This window comes from Fluviispira vulneris (assembly GCF_014281055.1).
In the GTDB taxonomy this organism is placed as follows: domain Bacteria; phylum Bdellovibrionota_B; class Oligoflexia; order Silvanigrellales; family Silvanigrellaceae; genus Silvanigrella; species Silvanigrella vulneris.
This window is the reverse complement of record NZ_JACRSE010000002.1, coordinates 471,540-487,168: the sequence shown is the minus strand read 5'-3', so window position 1 is coordinate 487,168 and position 15,629 is coordinate 471,540. Positions and strand designations below refer to the sequence as shown.

The 15,629-nt window shown below is 29.0% G+C and carries 14 protein-coding genes; 11 read left to right on the top strand and 3 right to left on the bottom strand.

Annotated features, from left to right (window positions below):
• Position 1: 1 nt before the first annotated feature.
• The 3 genes from H7355_RS05950 to H7355_RS05940 are packed head-to-tail and all read right to left on the bottom strand — an operon-like array spanning position 2 to position 2,805.
• The gene (locus H7355_RS05950; RefSeq protein ID WP_186645806.1) at positions 2-634 is read right to left on the bottom strand and encodes a LysE family transporter; all 633 of its coding nucleotides are present in this window, start codon (positions 632-634) and stop codon (positions 2-4) included.
• A gap of 3 nt (positions 635-637) precedes the next feature.
• Positions 638-1,453: a 2OG-Fe(II) oxygenase gene (locus H7355_RS05945; RefSeq protein ID WP_186645805.1), complete on the bottom strand. Its 816-nt coding sequence runs from the start codon at positions 1,451-1,453 to the stop codon at positions 638-640.
• Positions 1,454-1,491: 38 nt separating this feature from the next.
• Positions 1,492-2,805: a sodium-dependent transporter gene (locus tag H7355_RS05940; RefSeq protein ID WP_186645804.1), complete on the bottom strand. Its 1,314-nt coding sequence runs from the start codon at positions 2,803-2,805 to the stop codon at positions 1,492-1,494.
• A gap of 600 nt (positions 2,806-3,405) precedes the next feature.
• On the opposite strand from H7355_RS05940, the gene H7355_RS05935 reads away from it, so the two are divergent.
• Genes H7355_RS05935 through H7355_RS05885 form a run of 11 tightly spaced genes read left to right on the top strand, consistent with a single transcriptional unit; the run spans position 3,406 to position 15,555 of the window.
• Positions 3,406-3,930 (top strand): hypothetical protein, encoded by a 525-nt coding sequence (locus tag H7355_RS05935; RefSeq protein WP_186645803.1) that lies wholly within the window; start codon positions 3,406-3,408, stop codon positions 3,928-3,930.
• Positions 3,908-4,567 carry a hypothetical protein gene (locus H7355_RS05930; RefSeq protein WP_186645802.1) on the top strand — a complete coding sequence of 220 codons (660 nt, stop codon included), beginning with the start codon at positions 3,908-3,910 and terminating at the stop codon, positions 4,565-4,567. Before H7355_RS05935 ends, H7355_RS05930 begins: the two co-directional genes overlap by 23 nt.
• A 12-nt stretch (positions 4,568-4,579) precedes the next feature.
• Positions 4,580-5,911 carry a type VI secretion system baseplate subunit TssK gene (gene tssK / locus H7355_RS05925; protein ID WP_186645801.1) on the top strand — a complete coding sequence of 444 codons (1,332 nt, stop codon included), beginning with the start codon at positions 4,580-4,582 and terminating at the stop codon, positions 5,909-5,911.
• The gene (locus H7355_RS05920; protein WP_186645800.1) at positions 5,908-6,633 is read left to right on the top strand and encodes a DotU family type IV/VI secretion system protein; all 726 of its coding nucleotides are present in this window, start codon (positions 5,908-5,910) and stop codon (positions 6,631-6,633) included. The genes tssK and H7355_RS05920 overlap by 4 nt, the downstream gene beginning before the upstream one ends.
• Positions 6,634-6,641: 8 nt before the next feature.
• Positions 6,642-10,451 carry a hypothetical protein gene (locus H7355_RS05915; protein ID WP_186645799.1) on the top strand — a complete coding sequence of 1,270 codons (3,810 nt, stop codon included), beginning with the start codon at positions 6,642-6,644 and terminating at the stop codon, positions 10,449-10,451.
• 55 nt (positions 10,452-10,506) lie between these two features.
• On the top strand, positions 10,507-11,025 hold the full coding sequence (gene tssB, locus H7355_RS05910; protein WP_186645798.1) for a type VI secretion system contractile sheath small subunit: 519 nt from the start codon (positions 10,507-10,509) through the stop codon (positions 11,023-11,025).
• A 19-nt stretch (positions 11,026-11,044) separates the two neighbouring features.
• Positions 11,045-12,535 (top strand): type VI secretion system contractile sheath large subunit, encoded by a 1,491-nt coding sequence (gene tssC, locus H7355_RS05905; protein ID WP_186645797.1) that lies wholly within the window; start codon positions 11,045-11,047, stop codon positions 12,533-12,535.
• Positions 12,536-12,569: 34 nt separating this feature from the next.
• Positions 12,570-13,130 carry a hypothetical protein gene (locus tag H7355_RS05900; protein ID WP_186645796.1) on the top strand — a complete coding sequence of 187 codons (561 nt, stop codon included), beginning with the start codon at positions 12,570-12,572 and terminating at the stop codon, positions 13,128-13,130.
• 30 nt (positions 13,131-13,160) lie between these two features.
• The gene (gene tssE, locus H7355_RS05895; protein WP_186645795.1) at positions 13,161-13,553 is read left to right on the top strand and encodes a type VI secretion system baseplate subunit TssE; all 393 of its coding nucleotides are present in this window, start codon (positions 13,161-13,163) and stop codon (positions 13,551-13,553) included.
• Between the two features lie 41 nt (positions 13,554-13,594).
• Positions 13,595-14,677, top strand: a complete 1,083-nt coding sequence (locus tag H7355_RS05890) for a type VI secretion system protein TssA (protein ID WP_186645794.1) — start codon at positions 13,595-13,597, stop codon at positions 14,675-14,677.
• Positions 14,674-15,555 carry a hypothetical protein gene (locus H7355_RS05885; RefSeq protein WP_186645793.1) on the top strand — a complete coding sequence of 294 codons (882 nt, stop codon included), beginning with the start codon at positions 14,674-14,676 and terminating at the stop codon, positions 15,553-15,555. The genes H7355_RS05890 and H7355_RS05885 overlap by 4 nt, the downstream gene beginning before the upstream one ends.
• Positions 15,556-15,629: the final 74 nt, after the last annotated feature.

Genomic DNA, 15,629 nt, shown 5'->3' with positions numbered 1-15,629 from the left:
ATCACAATTTTAACATCAAAAGTTTAACAGAATTATAAGCAAAATACCCTGCTAATAATATGAGAATTGCTCCACTCACTTGATTTATAATTATAACAACTTTTTGTGTAAGCATTTTCTTAGAAAAGAAGATAATTAAGTTAATCAATATAATCCAAATCAATATACCAGTGAGAGTTCCGATACTACCCATAAAAAAAGAGTGCTGACTTGAAATAAGATTATTAATTTGCGCACTCACAGAAAGCCAAAAAATTACATTGTAAGGATTTAACAAAGTGAGCAGAACTCCATCTAGAAGTTGCTTTGCAAAAGATTTATTTAAACTTTTTCTTTTGCTTTCAGCTGGGGGGGCTCTAAAACTCATTATACCAAACCAAAAAACGAGTGCTGCTCCAAATATTCCAAAAATAGGCATATAAATTGAATTTGAAAATAACTCCAAAAGCCCTAATCCTAAAAGAGCAAGGAAAATTAAGTCCGCAAGGCAGGCTCCCAAGCCAAATATAACTGCATGGATCCAACTGATATTTATATGCCGGCGCATTATTTCAATATTTATTGGACCAATTGGAGCAGCTGCACCAATTCCTAAAGCAATAAAAACAGCAAATGGACTAATCAAAGACTCCATTATTTAATTCCATAGCATTAAATGTTTGTCTGGCAATATACCTATAAAACTTTGTAATGTTACACGATAGTTAGCTGAAAAGCTACGAATTGCATGCGGTTTCCGAGTATTAAACATGATTAAGTCACCTTGTTCAGGCCTAACAATAAGAGAAGTAGGTAAAATACCACGCCAATCACATTCAGATGAATCTTCTATATAATTTTCTATAGGAATTGCTGGAACATCCCAAAGCTCCAATTCACCACCGATTTCAGGCATAGATATGTATATATTTACTGAATATTGCCCTAATAGTTTTACTTCCTTTTGTTGTAATCCATCAAAGTGTGGCTGTTTTTCAACAGAATAGGATAATTCAGGCCTCTTCATAATACGTGCAATACCTGCATGCATTTTTTTTCCTTCAAAATTTGCTAAACTTGCTCCATACGACCAAATCTCATCTAGTTCTAAGCGAAATTTATCAAATGGTGCCAAATATGGTGAACATGCTTTACGCACATCTCGGATTGCTGGCAAAGCTCCGTCAAAATATTTTTTATAACTTTCACTCTCTTTGCTTTGACCAAAAGTTGTATTATAAGATACTCCGACACGGTCTACCCCATAATCAACTAAAATAGTTTTATTCTCTTTTTTAAGATCGTGAGGATGACATTCTAATTTTGGATGCTCAAGAAAATATTCTGTTAACTTATTTGATAAGTTAACATCTGCAAATTTTTTAATATGTATTGCTAAAGCTTCATCGTTAAAAAGTTTTTTTAACGATATTTCATCAAGACTATCTCGAACGATAATTTTCTCATTGAACATATACATCTCCTTATAATAGTTCGGTGCAACAAAATTTTTTAAATATTAAATATTAAAATAAGCGCAATAAGAACAGGAGCAATAATTCTGCATATCCATTTCATACCCAAAGATATACTTGGAGAGTGTGATAATTCATCCTCGATCAGCGGCCATATCTTCCAGCCAGTGAAAAGTGCTGTTCCTATTCCACCCAAAGGAAGGAGGATATTTGTGGCAAGATAATCCATTGAATCAAATATATTTCTGCCAAAAAATTTGTACTCAGATAAAATTCCAAATGATAAAGATGCTGGTATGCCAACTATAAATATAAGAAAACAAATTGTCACAGTTACATGTTTTCTTTCAAAATGCCATTCATCTATAGGAAAAATAATAATTAACTCTAATAGAGAAACAGCAGAAGTTAATGATGCAACTAATAGAAGAGAAAAAAATGATATTGCAAAGAATTGGCCAAATGGAAGATGATTAAAAACGATCGGCATAGTCATATAAGTTAAGCCTGGACCAGAAGCAGGATCTAATCCAAATGAAGCCACAGCAGGAAAAATCATAAGACCTGCTAAAATTGAAGTCAACATTGTCAATGAAGTGATCCATAAAATTGCGCTTGTTAGCTTTGTTCCTTTAGATAGATACGAGCCATAAGCAAGCATACAACCTGCTCCAACAGATAATGAGAAAAAAGCTAAGCCCAAAGCTTCTACAATCATGGATGAGTTTATTTTTGAAAAGTCAGGCGATAATAAGATGAGAACTCCAGCAAAAGCACCTGGTAATGTAACTGAGCGGACGATTAAAATAAGCATAAGAAAAAATAATGCTGGCATAAGTACTTTACTTGCACGTTCGATCCCTTTTTGTACACCAAAAATAACGATTAAAAGAGTAAATAAAACAAATAAACCATGTGTAATAATTGGTTCATAGGGATGCGAAACATAATTGCTAAATAGAGACGAAAGAATTTTAGAATCATTTGTCATAACACGCCCATCAAGCGCACGCATCAAATAACCTATAGTCCAACCTCCAATCACACTATAAAATGAAAGAACTATAAACCCACACACAACACCCATATAACCAATAAAGGACCACTTTTTTCCGCCTAAACTACGAAAGGCTCCAACTGCACCACAGCTAGCTGCTCGTCCAATAGCGATTTCTGCAAATAAAAGTGAAACTCCTAGAGTAAATATTATCAGTAAAAAAATAATTAAAAACGCACCTCCACCATTCATCGCAGTTACGTATGGAAATTTCCAGATTGACCCCAATCCAACTGTTGCTCCAGTAGATGCAAGAATAAATCCAATTTTCGAACTCCATTGCGAGCGCTTCATAATAACTCCAATTCTAATAATTCTTCTTGCATGCTGTACATTAAAAATATTTTACAAACAATTATAATGGAAGGTTTAAAATAAGGCTATTATGCTACACTAGTGCTATTTTTATGCTGAAATAATTTCTTATTCAGCAAACTATTAAATATTAATTACATTTTAAAACAAAATATACAAAAACGACGATAATTTGATTTAGTAAACAAATTTAAAAAGTTATGGTAACTTAAAAATAAAAATAAAGCTATCAAAACAACATAAATTTAATCTAAATTTTTTAAATTTTTACTCTTATTGAATTTAAAAGTTATTATAAAATTTTATCGAGCAATCTTTTATTTAGAAACTTCCTTTATCACTTTATTTTTCTACTCAACAAACTTGCAATTTAGTCAATATACATATATGAAATAGCTAGGATTCATTTTTGTATTTAATTCAATCTCAGAGGTAAGTAGACTGTTTAAACTCCCTCCCTTCCATAAGAAGGCAAAAGCATCTTATGGAAACAAAAAGTTTGTCTAAAAAAAATAATATATTCTTAATTATTTATTAAGAATTAATCTAAATTAAATATGTATATTGGAATAAAATAAAATGACTAAAGTCACATTCATATCATTTTTACTATTTTCTATTTTGTTCTCTAGTTGTGAAACAGCCGACAATATCTGGGGAAAAAGTTTTATAATTAATGCAATGGTGAAAAGAGAATCAAACAATAACTTTGCATTTGAAACTGATATAGTTGTTGTAAAAAAAGATGAATTTCACGAAAAAATACTTAAATATACAAATCAAGAATGGTTTGATGATTCCTATCAAGAACTAGTAAATTTAAAAAAAACTAAAGATCTTAAAATTTTTAAAGTCTACACTGTCCCACAGTATATAAGAAAATCTATAGCTGTGAATTTACCACCTGGATGCAAGCAAATTTATTTATTCAATCGTTATAACGCCTTATTGAAATCATACCCACTTAAAATTGATACAGAAAGCAATGTCACAATTATTTTCAATGAAAATCAAATCGAAGTAAAAGAGTCAGGGAGAACTAAACAAGAAAGAGATGAACTTGAAACCGTTATTAGGGAAAATGAAAGCAACGAAAATGTTTAATAATAAAGTTTATTTATCAATGGTTTTTATATTTTTTACATCAAATGAAAATGCGTATTCAATTGAAGAAGAAGCTAATGAGTACGAAATACCCTATCCAAAAGAAAATAGACAAAACTTGTTTGCAAGCAATTCTTACCAAGAATTTAATACCCATAATGGATTCTATCTTGAAGAAGGATTCAAGATTTCCAAATATGGGGACAGTTATATTCCAATTTTTTCAACTCAAATTGGTATAAATATTAACAACTCATTTCAATTATATGGTGGAGCATTTTATTTATTCAACAAGCCTACCATAAATTATAAAATTCAAAATACTGAAGAAAAGGTTTCAATATTAAATTTTAGTACTCTTAATATAGGTGCATCATACACTCCATTTGGAACATATTATATTCATCCTAAATTAGGTATTGATTATGGAAGAACACAATTAAGTCTTTTAAATACTGCAACAAATTTACCAGTTCAATTTGATTCCATTTCACCAAGTCTCTATCTAGAGTCTAATATTTGGAAATATTTAAATTTTTCTATTGGTATACAATATAGATACATCTTTAATAATGAAAGATTAATTTCTGAAAGTAATATCGAATATATTGTTAAAATTTCTCTTGGAAATTTTTAGAAAGGAGGATAAATGAATATAAGTTTTGCAAATGCCCCAAAACTTGTCGCTTGGAAATCTGGCGAAATTTTAATTCCAACAGTTCTAAACTACGCATTACAACGTTCAGAAAATTTAAATAGAATTAGGCATATTAAAGTCAATAAAAATCAATATGGAATATTTAATCTTACATATGAATTAAATAGGTCATATACAAATTCATTTAAAATAATAGAAATTGATTGCATATTCAATGATGGATACGAGTATTATTATAATCATAAAACACAAACTAGAGAACTTATAATTTCACTTAATGAATTTGAAAAATTCGCAACAAATGAAGCTATGATTTATATAACAATCCCCTATGGCAATAGTATATTAGAAAATGACAATGAAAAAGAATCAAGATTTTTAAAAAATACTCCTGAGACAATTAATCATTTTGATGAAGAAAAAACATTTTCAATCTTAGAACCAAATGCTATTTTACAAATAAGCGATTATCCTCCAATTAATTGCTCATATTTGCCAATCGCAAAAATAAATAAAATTAATGGTTTTGTAGAGATCGCTGAGTATATACCACCACACATACATTTTAAAGATAGTTCACAACTAATTAAAATAATTAAATCACTAAATAGTTTACTCAGGAAAAAACTAGAATTCATTACAAAGGAAGCACTACTATTTCAAAATATTAATAATACTTTAAGCTATATGCAATGCTTAAATAAATGTGCTACACTTAAAAAAACTATTGGCATACTTGAACCACTTATTGAATGCGATGGTATATCACCGAATCAACTTTTTCTAGAATGCAATAAAATTCTATCATTTGTTTTATCTTTCGAAACTACAGATTCTTTACCTTTTTTTATAAATTATCAACATGAAAATCTATTACTTACTTTCAAGCCATTAATTGAAAAAATTGAAAAAATATTGGAAGCTGAAATTTCGGAAAAATTTGTTCTAATTAAGTTCAACAAAAATGAAAAAGTATACAGTTTAAATATTTCTGTAGAGTTCTCCAAAAAAGAAATTATTATACTTTTAAAGAGAAACAAAAAAATGAATGACTTGGAATTGATTGAATGGTTCAAAACTGCTCTCATTTGTGAAAACAGAGACTTCCAAGCATCGAAAGAAAAGCGCTCACTTGGTTTTGAAAGAAATCTTGAAGCAATATCATATGATGAAATTCTAAAAGATAAATATATTGGATTTTTAATCAAGTGTGATTTTAAAAGCCATCATGCAAACAATGAACTCATCATTTTTCAAACAAATAATTTGATACAAAATAATGCTCCAGATGAAATATTAATATACCAAGAGAAAACATTATGAGTAATGAAAAAATATATGAACCAAACAATAATCAAAATCTAATTAATTTTTTCGATAATTCAATAAAAAAATTAAGTGAAATATTATTAAAATTCGATGATGATTTTACTTCAAAATCAGAAATAATAGATGAAAAGACAACTCAGATTAAAATTGAACTTGTAAATTATTTTAATAAAGAAATGATTGAATTAAAAACAAATAGACGAACTCATGACACACAAATTGTTGAAGAAGTTATTTATTTAGTAGTATGCTTATTCGATGATATTCTTATTCATCAAAAAAGTGAATTTGCAATTTTCTGGAAAAACAGTCCTCTTGAAGAAAAAATATTTGGTTCTACTTCAGGTGGACATGTTATTTTTGACCAGATAGATATTATTATTGCTCAACCTCATCAAAAAAAACAGGAATTGATAAAGTTATATTATTCAGCATTAAAAATTGGTTTTCAAGGGAAATACAGACAGATATCGTATAATAATGTAAGACAAAATTACGTTAAGATACTCAGTGAAATAATAGACGATTTCTTTGCAGAAAATACTCAATTAAGTCCTCCTTCATTTCTTGCATATAATTCAAGGATTGAAAAATATTTGAAAATAGAATCCATATATTTTTATATTAAATTCATAACAATATTAACAATTGGGTTATTACTTTCTGGCGATTTATGCTGGTTCATAACAAACCAATTCATGCTCCACACAAGGTAAAATATATTATGATATTTTTTCTATTAATTATTACCATATTTTTCTTTTTATTTATAACGATAAGAAAATTTATTTTCTACAAGAAAAGAAATTATTCATCACTTTACTTTAAATCAGCAATTACATATTTTACAGATTATTTTTATTTTTATCAAATAAAAAGCAAATCAAAGAAAAAAGATTTTTTTATTATATCTTCAAATATGAATAAAGAAAATTTATTAAAGTCATTTACAGAAGATGAAAATTTTAATTTTCCTGATGAATCACTATTTTCAACAATTTTTATTGAAAATAAATGTTTTATTATTCTTCAATGCAAAAATCTAATAGATGAAAAAAATCAATATAATTCTGACATTAAAAAAAGATATATCCGCCTATTCAAACGTCTTAGAAAAAACATGGATTATTTTCAACTAAAAGGAATAATATCAATTAAAGATGAAAATAATTCATACGAAGAATGCAATCATCAAGTTCTGCAAGAGTATTTTCTGTGTACAGAACTTTATGGTATATACAGAGCACCCATTCCATATTACAGTCTTTCAGCGATCAATTTTTCAGAAGATTTATATGATGTAATCCCCAATTTTTTTGCTAAAAAAGGAACAGATTTAATAGGATATACTGACAAAATATCAGCAGATTTGCGACAAAATTCTAAATTTAAAATCTCCCAAGATTTATTTAATGACTTCCAAACTTCTATAGATCAAAAAAAGTTTAAAATGCTTCAATTAAACCTACCTGAGTCTGATCTTAGAAAATATTTAAGTATTTCAAGCATACTTAAGGAAAGACTAATTCAAATCAATAAAAGTCATATTGAAAGCCTTGAATTAAAATTAGAAAAATTTAGACTTTTATTAAACTCAAGAGCTATTTTCTTTTTTGCTGGAGAAAAGAACTACTCTTTGAAGAATTCTTTGCAAGCACTTGCTCAATATCCTTTAGAGAATATAAAGCTTTCTAAAAATAAATTTACATTTTATAAACATTCAATTTATACTGGAGTTATAATAACCATTTGTTTTAGTGGAATTATATTGACTATTTTCTTAAAGTCTCTTACTCACTATATTTCAGATTTTAAGAATATAAAAACTAACATGCTTAAAATGCAATCTTTTAATTCTTCTATTGACAAATTATCTAGCACAAAGGCATTCACTCATTCATGTGAAATAATTGAAAATGCATTTAAATTTGGAGATATGTCTGAAAGTTATCTTTTCATACCAAAGTCTTGGTTGCAAAAATTTCCAGAACCACTTATTCCTGAATATTCTAAGCAATTCTCATTTTTTTTAAATAACAATTTAATAAATAAATTCAATGAACTAACTGATAATATTTTATTACTAAATCAATCAGGAATTCATTTTAACAACTCTAATTTTTCAATATTAGATATAGAGAAACTTACCAATGATTTAAAACAAATAAATTTAATTTATAATCAAATAAATAAAAATAATCCTGACTCTTTTCAAAAATCATTATTTAATATTTATACATTACTTAGTGAAAATCAGAAAAAAAATGATATATGCACATTCTCTCAAACAAAGATTTCAAGAAATTTTTCTATTTTAAAAAATAAAAATTTCAAGGTAGATTTGAAATTTTCATATAATGAATTTATTTTAAAAGCTAAAGATAAATTAGACGAAATCTTTAATAATATTTTACAAAATCAATTTAGCAAAACTTATATAGATAATTTGGTAGACAACTTTAATAAAAATTCTCTTGAAATATTTTCAAATGAAAACAGTTCATTCTTATTTCTAAGCGATCAAGAAAAAAATATAAAAATTAGTAATCTTGTTAACAGTTATGAAAAACTTAATGAATACGTAAATTTATCTAATGAATTAATTAAAATTCAAGAAGAAAATAATTCAGAAAATATCCATAATAAAATTTTATCATATTTTAAAAATTCTGGATTAATTTCTGATAAAGAAAAAGAAACATATAAAGCAAAATTAGCTACAGAACTTAAAGTGTATCAATCACTTCTGAAAAAATATGAAAGCCCTATTTTTAATCAAAATATTTTTTCATTTGATACAAATAATACTGTTCATATAAATAAAGATATTAATTTCTACCTAACACACTTAACTAAATCATACCGCAATATGCAAACAATGGATGAGAAAAAAGTTGATCGTTCTCAACAGGCTCAAAGTTTATTTTTAAACACACATTTTTTAGAAGACACTTACATTAAGATTTTAAATTTAGATTCTGTAATAAATAATTTTGCAGAGCGGAATTACCCATTAGCATTTAACCAAATTCTTAGAGATACATTAAAGTATGTAATAGAGATGGATATTTTTGCAAATAAAAATAATTTGCTTACTGAAATTCCAGATTCTAATTTGAATATACTTGCAAATGGTGATGAAGAGTTGCATCAAAATATTTTAAATTCATATAAAACTATAAAACCTCTCGATGCCCTCATAAAAAAGAATAACTTAAATAAAGTTGCTGGCTTGATATATCCAATTATTTTTACAAAGATAAATTACCACTTAGAAAATAATATGAATAAATTTTATAATCTCGGTTTATATACAAGCAATAAACATAATTTTGATAATTGGAATGGCGAATCATCGCCTGCACAATATTATTTTTCACAACAAAATGAGGCAGATTTATCAAGTTATTTAGAAAAACAAAAAAATTTGATCGAGAAATTCTATTCTGAAAATATGGAATCACTTGTTCAAATTCAAATTGCCCTTAACTCAACTTTCAAAGATACATCATATAACTCAACAAATAAGTTTTGGCAGGAAATAAAGTTCGAAGTGATAGATAAAACAAGAAAAGGCTCTCTCATATCTTTAAATGATTTTATATTTAATACTATAGATAAAACAAATAGCACCAACTGTTATCAATTTATAAAGAAGTTCCAAAATATTAAAAAAGATGAGTTTGAATATTTTTCAAATATAAAATTTAATATTTCCAATAAATTATCGCATAAATGTGAAGATATATTTAAAATTAAAAGTATTACCGAATTTAATTCACTTGCTAAAATATTTAATAATACACTTGCTGGAAAGTTTCCATTTGCGAAATATAAAAATTCTAAAACAAATTACCATTTTGCACTTATAGATGATGTTATAGTTTTTAATCAAAAATATTCTTTATTTATTAAAGATTTTTATCCATTTTTAAGAGAATTTCATCCATCTATTTTAAATAGAGATTTAAAAGAATTTCTTTCAAAAATGAGCAATGTCTATAACTTTATAAATTTTAATAAAGACAAAGATAGCCTTATAAAATATCCCGTTGAATTAGAGTTTAGAGCAAATAGAGCAAATGAAATCAATGGAAATCGTGTTATCAGCTGGAAAATTGAATCAGGAAATCAAAAATATGGCTCAAACTATGGAACACCAGAAAAAGCATTACTTAATTGGAAAGTAGGAGATCCTTTGAAAATGGCATTCCGCATTTCTAAATCAAAAAAAAGCAATATTGTTGGACGTGAAATACAAGATATTTCTGTAGAAGAGAACAATCCATGGGCTCTTCTAACTTTAATTTCCCAATATAGAGATTGCGAAAAAATTTGTAATCCAAACCTACTAAAGCTTAATTTTGCAACAAATGCTGGAGACAATGAAATCGTTGTTTATTTTAGTTTCAAAATTTTAAAAATGAATACATTCTATGAGAATGTAATAATTCCAGAATTCCCATTTTTTGCTCCAGAAATACAAGAAAATTTAAATACTAATTCAGATAGAACAATTAGTTTAATTGATTGAATCATTTTTTTAACACCCAGTTCCTATAGAGGAGACTGTAATTTAGGAGAGTTTAATGTCAAACAATAGTATTCAGCACAAATTAACAAAAGTAAGACCACCGCGTGTGCAAATCACTTATGATTTGCAAGCTGAAGGAAATGTAAAAGCAAAAGACATTCCATTTGTAGTTGGAGTTATGGCAAATTTTTCGGGTCATAAAAATAAAAAGCCGCAGAAACTTAAAAATGCACAATTTCTTCCAATCGATAAGGATTGCTTCAATACCACAATGCAAAAGGTCGCTCCAGAACTTACTTTCAAAGTTGAAAATACGATTAAAAAAGATGGGAGCAGCTTAAATGTTAAATTAAAAATGAACAGTATGGCAGATTTTAGTCCAGGAAAAATTGCAGAAAATCACCCTGAACTCAATAAATTATTAGAAATTAGAAAAAAGCTAATTGATCTCCAAGCAAAGGCTGATAGCAGTGAAACTCTTGAGGAAGTTCTCAATAAACTTATCCAGAATCCAGAAGCTCTCATGAAAATTGCAGCACCTAAAAAAACTGATGATGACATTGTGAAAAACTAAATTTACTTAAGGAGATTTCATGAGCACACAGACTACTTATCAGGATATCTTAGAAGCAGATATGTCATTTTTTGAAAACGGAAATGATTTAGCAGATAATATTATTAATACTGTTCAAAATAACATCGATATTCAGCAAAAAGAAAATTTAAAATCTATGCTCCAGGTTTTTGCTGAAGAAGCTGTGCAAAATAATTTTAATACTCAAAATGATTTTAATAAAATGATTAATGAGCGAATTTCAGATATTGACCGTATACTTACTGAACAAATAAATAAAATAATTCACCATGAAGAATTTCAAACACTTGAAGCAAGCTGGCGTGGACTCGAAATGTTAGTTAATAATTTAGAGCCAGATGAAAAATTGAAAATTCGCATTCTCGATGCAAAAAAAGACGATGTATTATTAGATCATCGCACTGCGCCAGATTGGGATCAGAGTGGTTTATTTAAATTAGTTTATGAAAGCGAATATGGAACATTTGGTGGTGAACCATTTGGCATGCTAGTTGGTGATTATTACTGCAGCCGTTCACAAACTGATATTGAATTTTTACGCGCTGTTTCTTTAGTTGCATCTGCTGCACATGTTCCATTTATATCTGCTGCCGATGCAAAATTATTTGATATGGAATCATTTACTGATCTTAATAAACCAAAAAGCCTGGAACGCATATTTAACTCTGTAGACTATGCAAACTGGAACACATTCCGCTCAAAAGAAGAATCAAAATATGTTTGCCTCACTCTTCCAAGCGTAATCATGCGCAATGAATATTCTGATGATGGAATTCCTGTGAAAGAATTTAAATTTGTCGAAGATTTAAATGAAAAGCAACATGAAAAATTCTTATGGGGAAATGCCGCATTCCATCTCGCAGAGCGCGTAGGGCAATCCTATCGTCAATTTGGTTGGTTCCAAAATATTCGTGGGGTTGAAAATGGTGGAACCGTGGATGGCTTGCCCATTTATATGTTTAACGATGACGAAGGCAATCGCATACAAAAAATTCCTGTTGAAGTCACGATCACCGATCGACGGGAAAAAGAACTTGATGATCTTGGCTTACTTAGTCTCGTTTACAAGCGTGGCACCGATCAAGCTGTCTTTTTTGGTGCAAAAACAATCCATAAATTGAAGGAGTACGACAATGATCTAGCAAATGCAAACGCCTCACTTACTGTGCAAATGCCATACATTATGGCCATATCACGCTTTGCTCATTATCTAAAAAGCATTATGCGTGATAAAATTGGAAGTTTTTCTTCTGCAGAAGCAGTTTCTGCATATTTAAATAACTGGATTTCCAGTTACGTTATTTTATCTGATACAGCCTCTGATTGGGTAAAAAGCGCATTCCCACTTCGTGAAGCACGTATTGACGTTTCGACCGTTCCTGGTAAGCCGGGTATTTACAGCGCTGTCATGTACCTCAGGCCACATTTTTATCTAAATGAATTGACAATTTCAATGCGTTTGGTGAGTGAATTGCCAGCAGGAAAATAACATTTTTTAAATTAATTTAATCGGAGATTATAATATGTCTTTAGTGCCAAAGTCGCAAACAAAGTTAGCTATTTCTTTTTCTGGTTATTCACCTAAAAATGCTGCGCATCCTGCTCTTCCAGAATATTTGATCATTCAAGATATAGCTGGAGAGTTTATGCCAGAAGCAAATATCAATACAACTCTCAAAGAAAGGACATTTAAAAATTATCCCGTGAATGTTGAAATCACTCTTTCATCTCCTGATGCAGCTGAGATTGATGATATTTATGCTCAACTTGAGCAATCTAAAATAAAAGCCGCAAAAATTATGGAATATCTTGAAGATCAAGATCGTTCTCCAAAATATGTTAAGCATGCTTCTTATTTGGATTTACATGTTGACTTAGCACTCCCTGTATTTATCGGTGATGGTAAAAAAACTCTTAAAATCAAAATTACCAATGCGACAGCTTATGTTGGTGTTAAATATGCTGATAAAAACCAAGCTCAAGGTAATCCCGTTATTCTTGATCCACAACTCATCACTTATGAAGATCTTAAGAATATTAAAGTATCTCTTGATATCTATAAAAATTATGCCCTTAAAGCATAATTTTTATAGAATAAATTTGGAGTCTAATGCATGATTCGCTTGCTTGAAGATAAATATTTACAAGATGATATACATTTTTCAGTTAAAAGTAACTTTGATTACATTTTAAATACGAGAAATACATTGACTGTAAATGAATTTTTATCTCTGCAGGCAAGTCAACTCAATTCTTCAAATTTTGGTCTGCCAAATGTAAATAAACTTTCCTTGGCAAATGAAGAAGATAAAGAAAGTCTATGCTCTTGTATAAAACTTGCTTTAAACTCTTTTGAGCCAAGGTTTAAAAATATCAATGTATCATTTCAAAATTATGATAAAAATAAGCGAGTAGCTAAAATTTGTGTTAGTGGATTTATTGATGTAAATAATGCGACGATTAATTTATTTTTACATGTTTCTGTCTGGAAATTTAATTGTGAATAAAAACAGAAAATAATTTATATGAAATTTAAGTGAGTCAAAGAATGTACGAGAAAAATGTTGAAAGTTTCATCGAACCTTGTTCTAGCAACCCTCCCTGTGGAATAGATTTAAATCTAACTGATAAAATGTCCTGGTTACGCGATCAACGCCTTGAATTACAAAAATTTCAAAGTGACAACACGGCGGAATGGACTACAACAAAAGATATACAGCCCAGTCAGCAAAAATTTGCCAATATATGTGAAGATATTTTAAAAAGAGAATCTAAAGACCTAATGATTGCAGTTTATTATATTGAAGCTCTTTTCAAAATAGATTCTATCACAGGTCTTTTACATGGACTTAAAGTTTTTAATATTTTATGTGAAAATTATTGGAGCGCTCTCTATCCTGAGTTTAGCGAAGACAGCTCAGAAATGCGTGTCATTCCATTTAAACTTTTACAAAGTTCACTCGTCAAACTTTTACTCAGCTATAAATTAATTGAGAACGAAAATGAATCTGTTAATTTATCTCAGTTGGTCGAAGAAACAAATTCGAATAAAGCAAATTTTTTAAAAAATAAAATTGAAACTCATTTATTCAAACTCACTGAACAAGAATTACAAATAAGAATTGATGCCTTAAATGAAATAAAAGATAATCTTATTAAAGCATCTGACTTTTCGAGTTTACTAGAAGATGATGAAATTGAACTTCTACTTTCTGAAAAATATCTCAATCAAATTTCTCGAATGCTTCAATCGGCGCTCGATAAAAAAGAAAATGCACTGTCCCAATCGGTTTATGAGATCGTTAAAAATACAGAGCAAAATTCTCAAGCGATCGAAAAAATATCTTCACAAAATATGACCCCTCTGAAAGGTAACAGTATTTCCGTTCATAGATTCGATCTTCCAAATGAAATTCAAACTATAGAAGATGCTTACACCCTAATAGAAAAAGCCAATTCCTTTATTTTAAATCAAGATCCGCAAGCGCTTATTCCAAGCCTGATAAAAAAAACTCTCAGCTATCGCAATCTCGATTTGACAGAACTCCTACGCGAATTGCTTACAATCAGTAAAGATACGGAAGGTTTTTTAAAACATTTTTCAGTAAATAGTGCAAAGGAGAGTAAATGATAGATGATCTTGAAAATAAGAAAATGTTGCTATGTCAACCCGAAGCAAAAGAATCGCTATGGGATATTGTCTGCTCTCTCTATCCGCATATTAATTCAATTGAGCAAGTGGAAGCATTATACGCTTGTCTGCAAATAATCAATTCACCTGCTCAACCTGGAATTCCTGAGCCGATATATATGTTTGAATTAGATGGTGCTCTTCTCGATCGCAGATTGTTACTTATCTTCCCTGCCTATGGCTCGAAACTTTATTTTGAAATATTTTTAGTAGAGACACCCGATTTAGAACTTATCCGCTCTCTTTCGACGGATATTATGCGCAGTCTTTTACCAGAAAGAAGAAGGTTTTATACCTCCATACCCACTATGCTTGCCATCAGTGAGTTTGGTTTTTCCCGTGTTCTTGCAATCAATGAATTTATGTATGAGTTAGAATCTAATTTTAAACCACAAAGTCGTTCTTCTTCACCAAGTAATGAACAGAGTGAAAACGGTGAGGAAAAAAGTTCCGCTTGGTATAATGAATTAATTGCTAGCGCTAAAGAAAATTGGCGCTCAGAAACGACTCAAGTTTTAATTGATAAATCAGCTCATAAAATGGCAAGCATTTCTTATGAAACTAAGAAATTAAATGAATTGCTAGTTGATTATGCTACAAATAAAAGGAGCAGAGCAATAATAAAAATGGAAATTGAGGCTACACATGCAAAACTGCAAAGAGCAATCCCAAGTTTCTTAAAAAAGCCTTTAAATAAGATCGCAAAAAAATCAAAAACAAAAAATGGATACAAAAAAAAGTCAGCGCAAGTTCCAGCTCTCTTGAGAGAGGCTATTAAAAATAAAATGGAAAAAGCAAAGATAGAGCGATTGATATAAAATTCTCTGCGCAAAATAAAAAGGCAATATGATGCATATTGCCAGACAATTTCTCACACTAAAAAAATGTCAAT